The organism is Burkholderia sp. IDO3, from assembly GCF_003366075.1.
GTDB lineage: Bacteria > Pseudomonadota > Gammaproteobacteria > Burkholderiales > Burkholderiaceae > Burkholderia > Burkholderia anthina.
This window is the reverse complement of record NZ_CP028963.1, coordinates 2,470,250-2,485,332: the sequence shown is the minus strand read 5'-3', so window position 1 is coordinate 2,485,332 and position 15,083 is coordinate 2,470,250. Positions and strand designations below refer to the sequence as shown.

Below are 15,083 nucleotides of genomic sequence, written 5' to 3'. Positions count from 1 at the left end.
ATGACCGAAATGACGTTGTTCGCGGACCACGCATACCTGCCCGATGGCTGGCGCCGCAACGTGCTGCTGCGCTGGGACGCGGCCGGCACGCTGACCGGCGTGACGCCCGACACCGACGCGCCGGCAGGCGTCGCGCGCGCGGCCGGGCCCGTGCTGCCCGGCATGCCGAACCTGCATTCGCACGCGTTCCAGCGCGCGATGGCGGGGCTCACCGAATACCGCGCGAATCCCGCCGACAGCTTCTGGAGCTGGCGCGACCTGATGTACCGCTTCGCGCTGAAGATCACGCCCGATGCACTCGCGGCGATCGCACGCTGGCTGTACGTCGAGATGCTCAAGTGCGGCTACACGTCGGTGTGCGAATTCCACTACGTGCACCACACGCAGGACGGCTCGCGCTATCCGCAGATCGCGGAACTCGGTACGCGCGTGATCGACGCGGCGCGCTCGGCCGGCATCGGCATCACGATGCTGCCGGTGTCGTACCAGTTCGCCGGCTTCGGCAACAAGCCGCCGCGTGACGACCAGCGCCGCTTCATCAACACGCCGGACGGGCTGCTCAAGCTGCTCGACGCGATGCGCCGCGTCGCGCCCGAGCATGGCGGGCTGCGCTACGGCGTCGCGCCGCACTCGCTGCGCGCGGTGTCCGAGAACGGGCTGCGCATGCTGCTCGAAGGCTTGCCCGACGATGCGCCGGTGCACATCCATATCGCCGAGCAGACGGCCGAAGTGGACGACTGCGTGCGTGCCTACGGCGCACGTCCCGTGCAATGGCTGCTCGATCGCTTCGACGTCGATGCGCGCTGGTGCCTCGTGCACGCGACGCACGTCGACGCGGCCGAAACGGCGGCGCTCGCGAAGCGCCGTGCGGTGGCCGGCCTGTGCCTGACGACCGAAGCGAACCTCGGCGACGGCGTGTTCCCGGCCGTCGACTATCTCGCGCAGGGCGGCGTGATCGGCGTCGGTTCCGACAGCCATGCGTCGGTCGACTGGCGCTCTGAGCTGCGCCTGCTCGAATACGGGCAGCGGCTCGTGCATCGCGCGCGCAACGTGCTGGCGAGCGACACGCAGGCGCATGTCGCCGATCGTCTGTTCGATGCGTCCCTCGCGGGCGGTGCGCAGGCAAGCGGGCGGCGCATCGGCGCGCTGCGCGAAGGCGCGCGCGCCGACTGGCTCGTGCTCGATCCCGATCATCCGGCGATCGCGGAACACGACAGCGCGTCCTGGCTGTCGGGCGCGGTGTTCGCCGAGCACGGCGACACGCCGGTACGCGACGTCTACACGGGCGGCGAGTGTGTCGTGAGCGGCCGTCGCCATCGCGACGAAGCCGTTGCGTATGCCGACTACCGCGCCGCGCTGGCGCAACTGCTGCGCTGAACGCGCAGCATCCGGCGCACGCCGTCCGCGTGCGCCGGCAGACTTTTACGGTGAAGCGACATGACTGAACAACCGGCTGTATTCACGCTGAAGCAGGGCACGCTGCCGCTGCTGATCTCGATTCCGCACGCTGGCACGCATATTCCCGACGACATCGCCGCGACGATGACGCCCGACGCGCGCTTCGTCGACGATTGCGACTGGCATCTGGAGCGGCTGTACGGGTTCGCCGCGAAGCTCGGCGCATCGATCCTCGTGCCGTCGCACGCGCGTTACGTCGTCGACCTGAACCGCCCGCCCGACAACGAGAACCTGTATCCCGGGCAGGACACGACCGGGCTCGTGCCGGTCGACACGTTCGACAAGGCGCCGCTGTATCCGGCGAACGCGCTGCCCGGCAACGACGAGATCATGCGCCGTCGCGACCGTTACTGGCTGCCGTATCACGACGCGCTGCAAGGCGAGATCGCGCGCCTGAAGCGCGAGCACGGCCGCGTGCTCGTGTGGGAAGCGCATTCGATCCGCTCGCACGTGCCGCGCTTCTTCGACGGGCGCCTGCCGGACTTCAACTTCGGCACGTCGAGCGGCGCGAGCGCGGCGCCCGGCCTCGCCGAGGCGCTGGCCGCGTGCGTGAGCGCGCATGGCGGCTATACGGCCGTCGCGAACGGGCGCTTCAAGGGCGGCTACATCACGCGTCACTATGGCGTGCCCGAGACCGGCGTCGAAGCCGTGCAGCTCGAACTGTCGCAGATCACGTACATGGAAGAGACGCGTCCGTACGCATACGACGAAGCGCGCGCCGCGCAAATCGTGCCGCTGCTGCAGACGCTCGTCGAAACCGCGCTCGCACATCGTTGAGCCATCGGCCGCTGCATGCGGCAGCGCGAGGCAGCATCGCGTCGCGTCCCGCCGGCGCGGGCTGAACGCATCGACGCGGCGCACAAAACGGCATCGACCCGCCCGGTCGATGCCGTTTTTTTTCGTCTGATCGATGTCGGATTCGACACCTGAAAATTTGACGCAATTTTTAGGTGATATAAGCTGAATGTCAGGAAGTCGTCGCGCGCGCACCGGTGCAGACGGCGTCGATCATCGCCGTACCGTGCCGGAATCCGCTGCGAGACACCTTGCCGACGTGTCGCCGCGCGGCATTGCCGCTCCCGTTTCATCGCGACACGTGTCCTGCCTTCATCAGTCAGTCGAGTACGATCGTGAAAGCCGCCAGCCCTTCGATACGTCGGACCCGAAGTCCGTCGGCGGGCGCGCCGCCTCAAGCCGGGCCGATCCGGCCTGCAGATCGCGGCACGCGCACCGCCCTCCCACGCGAGCCTCGTTTCTTCGCTGTGTCCCATCGCGGCCTGCGCCGCTTCAACCTCGTGACCGCGTACGTGTTCAGTGCCGTGCAGTGCGACGGCAGCGCGTCGTTGTTACCCTAGCGTCCCTTCACGCTTGAGCATCGGGCCGCGCCGCACGTTGCCGCACCGATCGCGCGGCAGCATCGCGCATGGACGCGTGCCGCGCCGGCGCGGGTTTCCCTCGTCGTGCGCGCCGGCATGCGCCGCGCGCTTACCGCGGAGGCGACCATGCGCGCGCGCCCGATCGTAGCCGTCACCGCCGATCGCATCATGCGCGGCGCTCATCCGAACCACACGGCAGGCGAGAAGTACCTCGTCGCGCTCGTCGACGGCGCCGGCGCGCTGGCGTTCGTGCTGCCCGCGCTCGGCGCGCGGCAGCCGGTCGATGCGCTCGTCGCGTCGATCGACGGGCTGCTGCTGACCGGCAGCTATTCGAACGTCGAACCCCATCATTACGGCGGTCCGGCCAGCACGCCCGACACGCTGCACGATCCCGCGCGCGATGCGACCGCGTTGCCGCTGATCCGCGCGTCGATCGACGCGGGCGTGCCCGTGCTCGCGATCTGCCGCGGCATGCAGGAGCTGAACGTCGCCTATGGCGGCACGCTGCATCAGCGGCTGCATGCGAGCCCTGGTTTCGACGATCACCGCGAGCGCACGGGCGACCCGCTCGAGCGGCAGTACGGCCCCGCGCACCGTGTGCAGCTCGCGCCGGGCGGGCTGTTGCAACGCGTGGCGCGCGGCGCGCACGACGCGATGGTCAATTCGCTGCACGACCAGGGCATCGCGCGGCTCGGTGCCGGGCTCGCGATCGAGGCGAGCGCCCCCGACGGCCTGATCGAGGCCGTCAGCGTGCGCGGCGCGCGCGCGTTCGCGCTCGGCGTGCAGTGGCATCCCGAGTGGCGTTTCGCGGAGCAACCGCTGTCGCGCGACATCTTCGCGGCATTCGGCGCGGCGTGCCGCGCGCGCATGACGCATCGCATTCATGCGGCAGGCGGCACCATGCCGTCGCCGGCCGCATCCGACATCGACTGAACGAGGCCGATCATGCAACCCGAACTGAGCGAATTCCTGCGTCAGCATCGCATCACGGAAGTCGAGGCGATCATTCCCGACATGGCCGGCATCGCGCGCGGCAAGATCATTCCGCGCAACAAATTCGAGTCCGGCGAATCGATGCGCCTGCCGCAGGCCGTGATGGTGCAGACCGTCACCGGCGACTATCCGGAGGACGGCACGCTGACCGGCGTGACCGATCCCGACATGGTGTGCGTGCCCGATCCGTCGACGATCTGCCTGATTCCGTGGGCCGTCGATCCGACCGCGCAGGTGATTCACGATTGCGTGCACTTCGACGGCTCGCCCGTCGAGATCTCGCCGCGCTACGTGCTGCGCCGCGTGCTCGATCTGTACAAGGCGAAGGGCTGGAGGCCGGTGGTCGCGCCCGAGCTCGAGTTCTATCTGGTCGACATGAACGCCGATCCCGATCTGCCGTTGCGTCCGCCGGTCGGGCGCACCGGCCGTGCGGAAACCGGCCGCCAGTCGTATTCGATCGAAGCCGTCAACGAATTCGATCCGCTGTTCGAGGACATCTACGAATACTGCGAGATGCAGGGCCTCGATATCGAGACCCTGATTCACGAAGTCGGCGCCGCGCAGATGGAGATCAATTTCGTGCACGGCGACGCGCTGTCGCTGGCCGATCAGGTGTTCCTGTTCAAGCGCACGGTGCGCGAGGCCGCGCTGCGCCACAACATGTACGCGACGTTCATGGCCAAGCCGATGGAAAACGAGCCGGGCTCAGCGATGCATATCCACCAGAGCCTGGCCGATGCACGCACGGGGCACAACCTGTTCGCCGACGAAGGCGGCGCCGTGTCGCCGATGTTCCACAGCTATCTCGCCGGGCTGCAGAAATACACGCCCGCGCTGATGCCGATCTTCGCGCCGTACATCAACTCGTACCGCCGGCTGTCGCGCTTCATGGCCGCGCCGATCAACGTGCAGTGGGGCTACGACAACCGCACGGTCGGCTTTCGCATTCCGCAGTCGGCGCCGGTCGCGCGGCGTATCGAGAACCGGATTCCGGGCGTCGACTGCAATCCGTATCTGGCGTTCGCGGCGACGCTCGCCGCCGGCTATCTCGGCCTCACGCAGAACCTCGCGCCGACCGAGCCGATCGCGTCGGACGGCTACGACCTGCCGTACCAGTTGCCGCGCAATCTGGAGGAGGGCATCTCGCTGATGGCCGCGTGCACGCCGCTCGCCGGCATTCTCGGCGACAAGTTCGTGAAGGCGTATCTGGCGTTGAAGGATACCGAATACGAAGCGTTCTTCCGCGTGATCAGTTCGTGGGAACGCAGGCATCTTCTGCTGCACGTATGAGCGTGCGGCATCGTCTTGCGGAGAAAACATGACCGAACGAAACGAATCCGTCGCCGCGCGGCCGACCGCCGAATACCGCGCGCTCGACGCCGCGCACCACATCCACCCGTTTTCCGACATGGGTGCGCTGAACCGCGCGGGCAGCCGCGTGATCGTGAAGGCCGACGGCGTCTATCTGTGGGATTCCGACGGCAACAAGGTGATCGACGGGATGGCCGGCCTCTGGTGCGTGAACGTCGGCTACGGCCGCAAGGAACTCGCCGACGCCGCGTATCGCCAGCTCCAGGAACTGCCGTTCTACAACACGTTCTTCAAGACGACGCACCCGCCGGTGATCGAGCTGTCGGCGATGCTCGCCGAAGTGACGCCCGCGGGCTTCAACCACTTCTTCTATTGCAACAGCGGCTCGGAAGGCAACGACACCGTGCTGCGCCTCGTGCACCAGTACTGGCGCGTGCAGGGCAAGCCGCAGAAGAAATACGTGATCTCGCGCAAGAACGGTTATCACGGCTCGACGATCGCCGGCGGCACGCTCGGCGGGATGGGCTACATGCACGAGCAGATGCCGTCGAAGGTGGAGCACATCGTGCACATCGACCAGCCGTACTTCTTCGGCGAAGCGCAGGCCGGCGAGACGCCCGAGGCATTCGGCCTCGCACGCGCGCAGCAGCTCGAAGCGAAGATCCTCGAACTGGGTGCGGAGAACGTCGCCGCGTTCATCGGCGAGCCGTTCCAGGGGGCGGGCGGCGTGATCTTCCCGCCGTCGACGTACTGGCCGGAAATCCAGCGGATCTGCCGCAAGTACGACATCCTGCTCGTCGCGGACGAAGTGATCGGCGGGTTCGGCCGCACCGGCGAATGGTTCGCGCACCAGCATTTCGGTTTCGAGCCGGACCTGATCACGATGGCCAAGGGCCTGACGTCGGGCTACGTGCCGATGGGCGCGGTGGGCATTCACGAGCGCATCGCGCGCCCGATCATCGACCACGGCGAATTCAACCACGGCCTCACGTACTCGGGCCACCCGGTCGCCGCGGCCGTTGCCGTCGCGAACCTGAAGCTGCTGCGCGACGAAGGCATCGTCGAGCGCGTGAAGCGCGACATCGGTCCGTATTTCCAGCGCCGGCTGCGAGAGGCGCTCGGCGAGCATCCGATCGTCGGCGAGATTGCGGGGGCAGGGCTGGTTGCCGGCGTGCAGATCGCGCGCGATCGCGACCGGCGCGAGCGTTTCGACGCGAGCGTCGATGTCGGCACGATCTGCCGCGACTTTTGTTTCAACGGCAACCTGATCATGCGTGCGACCGGCGACCGGATGCTGCTGTCGCCGCCGCTCGTGATTCGGGAGGGGGAGGTCGACGAGATCGTCGACAAGGCGAAGCGCGCGTTCGACGCGACGGCGGAGCGTGTCGCGCGCGCAAAGTGAGCCGTCGCGGCGCGTCGATCAGACGTGGTCGAAGCGCTGCTGGTCGAATTCGATGATGCGCGCGACGCACTCGGAGATGGACATCGCTCCGGTTTCGACGACGAGATCCGGGGACACGGGTACTTCGTACGGATCGGAGATGCCGGTGAACTGGCGCGTCTGGCCGGTGATCGCCTTGGCGTACAGACGTTTCGGATCGCGCGCGGAGCAGGTCTCGATGTCGGTCTTCAGATAGATTTCGACGAAGCGCTTGGCACCGACGATCTTGCGCGCCAGTTGCCGGTCGACTTCATACGGCGAAATCAGCGCGACCACAACCATGATGCCCTGGCTGTTCAGCAGCTTCGCGATTTCCGCGGTGCGTCGGCAATTCTCGGCGCGATCGTCGCGCCTGAATCCGAGATCGGGAGAGACGCCCGAGCGCAGTTCGTCGCCGTCGAGAATACAGACAGGAATGTTGTTGTGCGCGCGCAAGTGTGCGGCGATCTCGCGCGAGAGCGTGGACTTGCCGGCGCCACTCAAGCCGGTCAGCCACAGGGTGTGTGAATTCGACGATGTCATGGGTAGTCGCGACGGTATGAACCAGCCGCGCAACGCGCGGTCCAGATCCCCGTTCGTCTTGATTGGACTCGGGAGCCGGTGCCGCTCGGCCGGCTGTCATTGTCGATCGATTCTAGTCAGCCGCTATCAGATCAGTGTTACGAATTCGTTACTGGATATTACGTGGCAGACGGATGTCGCGTGACGCGTTGTCGCTTGCGACGCATGAAACATGCGAAAGCGGCGCGCAAAACGAAAAGGGCCTGCGTCGTGAGACGCAGGCCCTTGAATTCTTTGGTGGGCGGTACTGGGATCGAACCAGTGACCCCTGCCGTGTGAAGGGACGGCTTCATGCAGACCGACGGCAGCATAAAGCAAACTGACATCCCTTGCAGGTCTGTATGCGACAGACTGTCACCTTTTGACGGTTTGGTTTTCGGGCCGTAGGGCCGTTCGTGATGCGGGGTAAGGGTGGGCGGCGGCCTAACCCTAGCAACCCGCCCTAGCGCCGATGCGGACCATTGGCGTAGCCTCCATCTTCCGGATGACCTGTTAGGGTTGTCGGGTCGGGCGGTATGGCGGATATGCGAAAATTCCCGCCCAATCCGGAGAAAGCCCCATGTCGTCACCGACTTGCACCAGTTTTTCGCAAGCCTTCCAAGACAATATGAACGCGCTTCATATGCCCGTTCCCGCAACGCTGTTCGCGACACTGCAAACGTCGCTCGCGAGCGTAGGCTCAATGATGGGCGCCCTGAAGGCATTAGGCGCAAACGCGACGGTCGCCGAATTGATCGGTGCGACGACGAAGTTGGAAATGGTCACGGTCGGCACGTCGATTCTTGGCAGCATCTATCTAGGCGCGGTTATCGGTAGCCTGATGGTCGCGACTGATGCGTCGCTTGCTTGCGGCATCGGCAAGGGCAACGCAAACACGTCACTTGCGGTCGCGCAATGGGGAGCACGCTACGGGCTGGCGATTCATCCGCTCGTCATGGCGCAAATCCTGCGGCATCCCGAAGTTCTCGCGCCCGGCCCGCATAGCTATCTCGGTCTGAAAACGAACACGGCGATCCGGGGTGCGCGATGAAATGGATTGCGGATCGCCTCTTGCTTATCGGAACGGCACTCATTTGCTTCGTTGTCGGCTGGGCCATCATCGCCGGGACTGGCGAATGGTTTCCCATTTTGATGATGGTGTCTGCGTTCGCTACGCTATGGATGGACAACACGCGCCTCCGCAAGCTACTCGAACAGAACGGCATCGATCCGCGACGCCGCAAGCGCTAATCCCGACTCACGGCGCGACCGCTAACGCCTGTCAGTTTTGCGACGTGTTCACGCGACTCGTTCGTGCGCTCGTCTTGTCCCCGTTCCGGCCGGCTGGCCGGAACGGGAGAGTTTCCTTTACGCAATCCTTCCCGCTGCCGTTCCTTCGCCTTCGTGCGTTCGTCGTCGTATGCGGCCAATCCAAGCGCGACGGCGGCTTCTCGCTCTCGACTTGCCGCTCGAACTCGGCCTTCGGAACGGCGGCGACGCGCAATGCGGTCTTACGCTGATTGCTCGACATGCCAGCATCGCGAGCGACACTCTCGCGGGTAACTTTAGGGGGTAGCCGCATCGACGAATGCACGCGCGCCCAATAGTTTCCCCGCTTCAAGATTGATGCTACTGGATGCTCCAGACAGTCGTTGGTCGTTGGTCGTTGTCTGGGCTAATGTTCGAGGTGCACCCGCTCGCGCCAAAAGGGCATTCGGCGAGGTTTTGCGCGCAAAGAAAAAGGCCCTCGGCTTTCGCCTGAGGGCCTTTGTTCTTCGGGCTTCACACACCGATGAATCCTTGGTGGGCGGTACTGGGATCGAACCAGTGACCCCTGCCGTGTGAAGGCAGTGCTCTACCGCTGAGCTAACCGCCCAAAGAAGAATCAAATTATGTCAGAGCTTTTGGGGTTCGTAAAGACCTTTCTGCAAATAATTTTCAGGGCCGCGCGACTGTCCGTCAGCCGGCCGTCGACGGCTCGACGAGATCCAGGATCGAGCCGTCGCGTTTGAGCGTCGCGAGCACGATGCTCGAATTGATCGACATCACGCCGGTGGCGCGGTGCAGCCGATTGATCACGAAGTCGGAGTAGTGGTCGAGGTCGCGCGCGCGCACCGTCAGCACGTAGTTCGATCCGCCCGTCACGATCTGCGCGGCGACGACTTCCGGCCACTGCTGGATCGCCTCCACGAACCGGTCGTGCCACTCGGGCACGTCCGGGCGCATCGAGACGTGCACCAGCGCCTCGAACGCCACGCCCACCTTCTTCGGCTCGATCGTGCAGCGGTAGCCCGCAATGGCGCCGCGTTCCTCGAGCAGCTTCACGCGCCGCAGGCATGCCGACGGCGACAGCGCGACCGCGTTCGACAGGTCCTGATTGCTGATGCGTCCGTCCCGTTCGAGGTGCCGGAGGATCCGCATGTCGGTTCGATCCAGGGTCATTTCGCAGAATCCCGTCAATTTTGAGATGGTAGTCGAAGACTCTACTGCAATCGGTTCGGATCGTCACCGAAAAGTGAAGCTCATTCTATTTCGTCCTCGATAACATGCGCCCCATGCCTCGATCGCACGGCCCGGCCCGATGCCATGCCGCCGGTCGCACCGATTTCCACTCCTACCGACATTCCGCCATGTACGAACACATTCCCGCCTATCCGGGCGATCCGATCCTGTCGCTGTTCCAGGCATTCCAGCAGGATGCGCATCCGCACAAGGTCAACCTCAGCATCGGCCTCTACTACGACGATGCGGGCCGCATCCCGGTGCTCGAGAGCACGCGCATCGCGGCCGAGCGGCTGCGCGAAGCGGGCGCGCCGCACACCTACCTGCCGATGGAAGGGCTCGCCGCGTACCGGCAGGGCGTGCAGCGTCTCGTGTTCGGCGCCGATTGCGCGGCACTCGCGCAGGGCCGCATCGCGACGCTGCAGACGCTCGGCGGGTCGGGCGCGCTGCGCCTCGGCGCCGAGTTCGTGAAGCGCTATTTCCCCGACAGCGCGATCTGGATCAGCGATCCGACGTGGGACAACCATCGCGTGATCTTCTCGGCGGCCGGGCTCGACGTGCACACGTATCCGTACTACGACGAAGCACGCAACGGCTTGCGCGTCGACGCGATGCTCGCGGCGCTCGACGCGCTGCCCGCGCGCAGCATCGTGCTGCTGCAGCCGTGCTGCCACAACCCGACGGGCCTCGACCTGAGCCACGACGCATGGCGTGCGGTGATCGACGTGCTCGTGCGCCGCGGGCTGATTCCGTTTCTCGACATGGCGTATCAGGGCTTCGGCGACGGTCTCGACGACGATGCATGGGCCGTGCGCGCGATCGTCGAGGCAGGGTTGCCGGCGATCGTCAGCAATTCGTTCTCGAAGAATTTCTCGTTGTACGGCGAGCGCGTCGGCGGGCTGTCGATCGTCTGCGCGAGCGCGGGCGAAGCCGCGACGGTGCTGAGCCAGCTGCAGGCCGGCGTGCGCCGCACCTATTCGAGCCCGCCGCTGTTCGGCGCGCAGCTCGTGTCGACGGTGCTGAACGACGACGCGCTGCGCGCGCGCTGGGAAGACGAGGTCGCACAGGTGCGCGCGCGCATCAAGCGCATGCGCGGCGCGCTGAAGGCGCGGCTCGATGCGCGCCTGCCCGCGCCGGCCTTCGACGCACTCGTCACGCAGCGCGGGATGTTCAGCTATACGGGCATCGCCGCGACCGACGTGGATCGCCTGCGCACGTCGCACGGCGTCTATCTGCTGCGCTCGGGCCGCATGTGCATCGCGGGGCTGAACGACGCGAACGTCGAGCACGTCGCGAACGCGATCGCCGACGTGCTCGGCGGCGCGCCGCGCCAGGCGGCCTGAGCAACCGGTTTCGAATCGAAGGAGGACACGATGGCAGACAGGATCCCGGTCGACTTGCCGCAGCTCGCGCAGCCGTTCTCGTGGGCGACCCGCGCGGGCGGGCTGATGTTTACCGGTCACGGGCCGGTCGATGCGTCCGGCGCGATCGTCGGCGACACGATGACCGAGCAGGCACGCATCACGCTCGGCAATCTCGCGAAGGCCGCGGCCGCGGCGGGCGCGACGATGGACGACGTCGCGCAGGTGCTCGTCTACCTGTCCGACGTGAGCGCAATGCCGGAATTCGACGCCGAATACCGGCGCCACTTCCGTGAACCGTACCCGAACCGCACGTGCGTGGGCGTGCAGGGCTTCGCGCATCCGGACATGCGCGTCGAACTCGTCGCGTACGTCGCGCTGCCGGCGGCGCGCGACTAGCACGCATGCCGCCACGCGCGGACAGCAGTCACCACGATACCGACAACATCAACAAACGAAAGACAAGGATGGAGACAAACATGAAGAGAATCAGTCGATTCGCACTGCCGACGATGGCGGGCCTGCTCGCCGCGAGCGGCGCGATGGCGCAGAGCAGCGTGACGCTGTACGGGATCGTCGACCAGAGCATCCGCTATACGACGCACGCGGACGCATCGAACGACGCGAGCGTGCAGATGACCAACGGCGCGATCACCAACAGCCGCTGGGGCCTGAAGGGCAGCGAAGCGCTCGGTGGCGGACTGAAGGCGATCTTCCAGCTCGAGAGCGGCTTCGAGCCGCAGAACGGGCAGCTCGACGGCGCATTGTTCGGCCGCTACGCATATGTCGGCCTCGCCGGCGACTGGGGCACCGTGAAGCTCGGCCGGCAGGCAACCGAAGCGTTCAACCTGTTCGGCGATCTCGATCCGCTGACGGTCGGCAACTACACGGCCAACATGTGGCCGTACTTCCTCACGCAGGGCCGCGCGAGCAACGTCGTCAGCTATGACGGCACGTTCGGCGGGCTGAACGTCGGTGCGAGCTACGGCTTCGGCGGCGTGGCGGGCAGTCTCGGCGCGAATGCGTACTGGGGCACGCACGTGTCGTACACGCTCGGCGGGCTGATGGTCGGCGCGACGTACCAGCAGGTGCGCGACCAGACGAGCCGCGCGCAGCAAGCATGGGGCGCGGGCGCACGCTATGCGTTCGGCGTGGCGACGCTGTATGCGGGCTACCTCGGCGGCATCGACCGCACGGGCATGCTCGACCAGCAATTGCTGAACGCGGCGGGGCGCGACGTGACCTACGGTTCGTTCGTCGACAACCCGCGCCGCGACGCGATCTTCTACACCGGTGCGAGCGTGAAGATCACGCCCGCGGTATCGGTGACGGGCGTCGCGTACTACGACGACATCCGCAACGTCAACGGCGTCGCGGGCAACGGCGGAAAGCGCTATACGGGCGTGCTCGAGGCCGAGTACGCGCTGTCGAAGGCCACGCAGGTCTACGCGACGCTCGACTACAACCGCGTGAGCGGCGGCGCGTTCACCGAAATGCCCGGACGCGGCAACCAGACGGGCATCGCGGCCGGCCTGCGCCACATGTTCTGAGCACACGGCGCGCGACGGCCGGTGCGGTCCGGCGCCGGCCAGCGCGCCGTCGAAGTTTCGACCGGACAATCGCTTTCGAACGAGGTCATTCGATGCAACCAGAAGGGCAATTCCAGCACATCGCGGCGCGCGAGCACGGTCTGCGCCGCACGCTTTCCGCACGGCAGATGGCGATGATCGCGATCGGCGGTGCGATCGGCACCGGTCTCTTTCTCGGCAGCGGGTTCGCGATCGGCTTCGCGGGCCCGAGCGTGCTCGTGAGCTACGCGATCGGCGCGTTCATCTCGCTGTTGCTGATGGGCTGTCTCGCGGAGATGACGGTCGCGCACCCGACCTCCGGGTCGTTCGGTGCGTACGCCGAACATTACGTGAGCCCGTGGGCCGGGTTTCTCGTGCGCTATGCGTACTGGGCGTGCATCGTGCTCGCGGTCGGCACCGAAGTCACCGCGATCGCGCTGTACATGAAGTACTGGTTCCCGGGCGTGCCGGGCTGGCTATGGATCGTCGGCTTCTCGGCGCTGCTCGTGTTCGTCAATGCACGCAGCGTCGACGTGTTCGGCGCGGTCGAGTACGGCTTCTCCGTCGTGAAGATCGCGGCGATCGTCGGCTTCATCGTGCTCGGCGCGTACGTCGTGTTCGGCGATCCGGCGCTCGTGGGCAACGGCGCGGCGCGTGCCGGCTTCCACCATTACACGGATCACGGCGGCTTCTTTCCGAAGGGCGTGTGGGGGATGTGGGTCGCGGTGATCGTGTCGATCTTCAGCTACCTGAGCATCGAGATGATCGCGGTCGCGGCCGGGGAGGCGGAAGACCCCGAGCACGCGGTCACGCGCGCATTCCGCTCGACCATCGTGCGGCTCGTGCTGTTCTATCTCGTCACGCTCGCGCTGATGCTCGCGATCGTGCCGTGGACGGCGGCAGGGCGCGACGAGAGCCCGTTCGTGAAGGTGATGGAGGCGATCCACCTGCCGGGCGCGGCGGGGCTGATCAACTTCGTCGTGCTGATCGCCGCGCTGTCCGCGATGAACAGCCAGCTCTACATCACGACGCGGATGATGTTCAGCCTGTCGCGCGCGGGCCATGCGCCGAAGGCGCTCGGCGAAGTGAACGCGCGCGGCGTGCCGTTCGGTGCGCTGATGCTGTCGACGCTCGGCATCGCGCTCGCCACGGTGTTGAGCGTGCTGTATCCGGACGCGTCGTTCACGATCATGATGGCGGTGTCGATGTTCGGCGCGCTGTTCACGTGGATGATGATCTTCGTCACGCACTATTGCTTCCGGCGTCGCCGCGCGGCGCTCGGCCTGCCGGCGCCCGCATTCCGGATGCGCGGCTTTCCGCTGCTGACGCTGCTCGGTGCGGGGCTGATGCTCGCGGTGATGGTGACGACCTACTTCACGGCCGAGTTCCACATGACGCTGATCTTCGGGATTCCGTTCCTGATCGTGCTGTCCGTCGTGTACGCGGTGTGGTACCGGCGCGCGCAGCCGGTGCTGCAACCGGGAGCGAAGTAGCGGCGGGCCGGGTCAGCCCGCCAGCACGGGCAGCGCGTCGATCGACGCGCGCACGTAGTCGGCGAAGCGCAGCGCGACCGGTTCGGCGGTGCCGCTGCGCTTCAGTTCGAGCGTGCGCGATTCGAGCGACCCATCCCTCAGCGGCCGGAATGCCAGCCGGTCGCTCTTCACTTGCTGCAGCACGCGCGGCACCAGCGCGATGCCCATTCCGAACTCGATCATCGACAGGATCGTCTGCCACAGCCGCGCCTCGTGACGGATCAGCGGGCTGAATCCCGCGTTCACGCATTGCGCGATGATCAGGTCGTGATAGTGCGGCGCCGCTTCACGCGGAAACAGGATGAACGGCTCCGCGGCCAGCGCGGCGAGCGCGACCTGCCGGCGCCGCGCGAGCGGATGCGCGGCCGGCAGGCAGCACATGAACGGTTCCGCGTAGACGGGCGCCGATTCGACCTCGGGCGGGCAGTGGCCCCAGTGCGCGTAGCCGAGATCGATCTGGCCGCGCTGGATCGCCTGGACTTGCGCCTGCGTGTTCATCTCGCTCAGCACGACCTCGACGCCCGGATAGTCGGCCTCGAAGCGCCGCACCGCATCGGGCAGCCCGCGATACAGCATCGAATGCACGAAGCCGATCCGCAGCCGGCCCGCGAGCCCCGACGCCGAACGCACGGTGAGGCGCTCGGCCTCGGCCGCCTGCAACAGCAGCCGGCGCGCTTCGCCGAGCAGCACCGCGCCCGCATTGGTCAGTGCGACGGTCTTGTTGGTCCGCGAAAAAAGCTGCACGCCGAGCGCTTCCTCGAACTTGCGGATGTCGAAGCTCAGCGCCGGCTGCGAGATGAACAGGCGCTTCGCCGCGCGCCCGAAATGCAGCTCTTCGGCGACCGCCACGAAGTAGCGCAACTGCCTCAGTTCCATGCTGTCTCCTCGCCGCATCGGCATCGATAAGCGTCGTCTATCGTACCGGATAAATCCTGTATTGGACGCTTATCGATCGCGCGCCTACGCTCTGCTGAACGACTGGCATCGGCCGGCCGCGCCGC

14 protein-coding genes and 1 tRNA gene are annotated in these 15,083 nt (G+C 66.3%); 11 read left to right on the top strand and 4 right to left on the bottom strand.

Annotation, left to right across the window (positions count from 1 at the left end; all coding sequences use genetic code 11):
* The 5 genes from DCN14_RS26215 (at position 1) to DCN14_RS26190 (ending at position 6,540) form a co-directional block, all read left to right on the top strand.
* Complete coding sequence (locus DCN14_RS26215; protein ID WP_096508640.1) at positions 1–1,377, top strand: formimidoylglutamate deiminase; 1,377 nt, start codon at positions 1–3, stop codon at positions 1,375–1,377.
* 60 nt (positions 1,378–1,437) lie between these two features.
* Complete coding sequence (hutG, locus tag DCN14_RS26210) at positions 1,438–2,235, top strand: N-formylglutamate deformylase (protein ID WP_096508639.1); 798 nt, start codon at positions 1,438–1,440, stop codon at positions 2,233–2,235.
* Positions 2,236–2,960: 725 nt separating this feature from the next.
* Entirely contained in the window at positions 2,961–3,767 is an 807-nt protein-coding gene (locus DCN14_RS26200) for a gamma-glutamyl-gamma-aminobutyrate hydrolase family protein (RefSeq protein ID WP_096508667.1), read from the top strand.
* A 12-nt stretch (positions 3,768–3,779) separates the two neighbouring features.
* Positions 3,780–5,117, top strand: a complete 1,338-nt coding sequence (locus DCN14_RS26195; RefSeq protein ID WP_096508638.1) for a glutamine synthetase family protein — start codon at positions 3,780–3,782, stop codon at positions 5,115–5,117.
* A gap of 28 nt (positions 5,118–5,145) precedes the next feature.
* A complete protein-coding gene (locus tag DCN14_RS26190; RefSeq protein ID WP_096508637.1) occupies positions 5,146–6,540 on the top strand; it encodes an aspartate aminotransferase family protein in 1,395 nt (464 codons plus the stop codon).
* A gap of 18 nt (positions 6,541–6,558) precedes the next feature.
* Here DCN14_RS26190 and cysC read toward each other — a convergent pair whose 3' ends face one another.
* Positions 6,559–7,101 (bottom strand): adenylyl-sulfate kinase, encoded by a 543-nt coding sequence (cysC, locus tag DCN14_RS26185; RefSeq protein ID WP_096508636.1) that lies wholly within the window; start codon positions 7,099–7,101, stop codon positions 6,559–6,561.
* 598 nt (positions 7,102–7,699) lie between these two features.
* Between cysC and DCN14_RS26180 the strand changes: the two genes are divergently transcribed.
* Together DCN14_RS26180 and DCN14_RS26175 are read left to right on the top strand one after the other, a co-directional pair.
* The gene (locus DCN14_RS26180; protein WP_239007599.1) at positions 7,700–8,170 is read left to right on the top strand and encodes a hypothetical protein; all 471 of its coding nucleotides are present in this window, start codon (positions 7,700–7,702) and stop codon (positions 8,168–8,170) included.
* Complete coding sequence (locus DCN14_RS26175; RefSeq protein ID WP_096508634.1) at positions 8,167–8,370, top strand: hypothetical protein; 204 nt, start codon at positions 8,167–8,169, stop codon at positions 8,368–8,370. Before DCN14_RS26180 ends, DCN14_RS26175 begins: the two co-directional genes overlap by 4 nt.
* Before the next feature lie 550 nt (positions 8,371–8,920).
* On the opposite strand, the gene DCN14_RS26170 is transcribed toward DCN14_RS26175, so the two are convergent.
* Together DCN14_RS26170 and DCN14_RS26165 are read right to left on the bottom strand one after the other, a co-directional pair.
* A tRNA-Val gene (locus DCN14_RS26170) sits at positions 8,921–8,995 on the bottom strand.
* Positions 8,996–9,078: 83 nt separating this feature from the next.
* On the bottom strand, positions 9,079–9,561 hold the full coding sequence (locus tag DCN14_RS26165) for an Lrp/AsnC family transcriptional regulator (RefSeq protein WP_096508633.1): 483 nt from the start codon (positions 9,559–9,561) through the stop codon (positions 9,079–9,081).
* 188 nt (positions 9,562–9,749) lie between these two features.
* Here DCN14_RS26165 and DCN14_RS26160 point away from each other — a divergent pair, with 188 nt between their 5' ends.
* The 4 genes from DCN14_RS26160 (at position 9,750) to DCN14_RS26145 (ending at position 14,043) form a co-directional block, all read left to right on the top strand.
* A complete protein-coding gene (locus tag DCN14_RS26160) occupies positions 9,750–10,964 on the top strand; it encodes an amino acid aminotransferase (protein WP_096508632.1) in 1,215 nt (404 codons plus the stop codon).
* A 30-nt stretch (positions 10,965–10,994) separates the two neighbouring features.
* Positions 10,995–11,381, top strand: a complete 387-nt coding sequence (locus DCN14_RS26155) for a RidA family protein (RefSeq protein ID WP_096508631.1) — start codon at positions 10,995–10,997, stop codon at positions 11,379–11,381.
* Positions 11,382–11,494: 113 nt separating this feature from the next.
* Entirely contained in the window at positions 11,495–12,532 is a 1,038-nt protein-coding gene (locus DCN14_RS26150) for a porin (RefSeq protein ID WP_172441954.1), read from the top strand.
* A 92-nt stretch (positions 12,533–12,624) separates the two neighbouring features.
* A complete protein-coding gene (locus tag DCN14_RS26145) occupies positions 12,625–14,043 on the top strand; it encodes an amino acid permease (RefSeq protein WP_096508629.1) in 1,419 nt (472 codons plus the stop codon).
* Between the two features lie 12 nt (positions 14,044–14,055).
* On the opposite strand, the gene DCN14_RS26140 is transcribed toward DCN14_RS26145, so the two are convergent.
* Positions 14,056–14,958, bottom strand: coding sequence for a LysR family transcriptional regulator (locus DCN14_RS26140; RefSeq protein ID WP_096508628.1), 903 nt, complete (start codon positions 14,956–14,958; stop codon positions 14,056–14,058).
* Positions 14,959–15,083: the final 125 nt, after the last annotated feature.

Excerpts from the sequence above, each read along its gene's own strand:
- DCN14_RS26215 (WP_096508640.1), top strand. The coding sequence starts at position 1 with ATGACCGAAATGACGTTGTTCGCGGACCACGCATACCTGCCCGATGGC.
- hutG (WP_096508639.1), top strand. The coding sequence starts at position 1,438 with ATGACTGAACAACCGGCTGTATTCACGCTGAAGCAGGGCACGCTGCCG.
- DCN14_RS26200 (WP_096508667.1), top strand. The coding sequence starts at position 2,961 with ATGCGCGCGCGCCCGATCGTAGCCGTCACCGCCGATCGCATCATGCGC.
- DCN14_RS26195 (WP_096508638.1), top strand. The coding sequence starts at position 3,780 with ATGCAACCCGAACTGAGCGAATTCCTGCGTCAGCATCGCATCACGGAA.
- DCN14_RS26190 (WP_096508637.1), top strand. The coding sequence starts at position 5,146 with ATGACCGAACGAAACGAATCCGTCGCCGCGCGGCCGACCGCCGAATAC.
- cysC (WP_096508636.1), bottom strand. The coding sequence starts at position 7,101 with ATGACATCGTCGAATTCACACACCCTGTGGCTGACCGGCTTGAGTGGC.
- DCN14_RS26180 (WP_239007599.1), top strand. The coding sequence starts at position 7,700 with ATGTCGTCACCGACTTGCACCAGTTTTTCGCAAGCCTTCCAAGACAAT.
- DCN14_RS26175 (WP_096508634.1), top strand. The coding sequence starts at position 8,167 with ATGAAATGGATTGCGGATCGCCTCTTGCTTATCGGAACGGCACTCATT.
- DCN14_RS26165 (WP_096508633.1), bottom strand. The coding sequence starts at position 9,561 with ATGACCCTGGATCGAACCGACATGCGGATCCTCCGGCACCTCGAACGG.
- DCN14_RS26160 (WP_096508632.1), top strand. The coding sequence starts at position 9,750 with ATGTACGAACACATTCCCGCCTATCCGGGCGATCCGATCCTGTCGCTG.
- DCN14_RS26155 (WP_096508631.1), top strand. The coding sequence starts at position 10,995 with ATGGCAGACAGGATCCCGGTCGACTTGCCGCAGCTCGCGCAGCCGTTC.
- DCN14_RS26150 (WP_172441954.1), top strand. The coding sequence starts at position 11,495 with ATGGCGGGCCTGCTCGCCGCGAGCGGCGCGATGGCGCAGAGCAGCGTG.
- DCN14_RS26145 (WP_096508629.1), top strand. The coding sequence starts at position 12,625 with ATGCAACCAGAAGGGCAATTCCAGCACATCGCGGCGCGCGAGCACGGT.
- DCN14_RS26140 (WP_096508628.1), bottom strand. The coding sequence starts at position 14,958 with ATGGAACTGAGGCAGTTGCGCTACTTCGTGGCGGTCGCCGAAGAGCTG.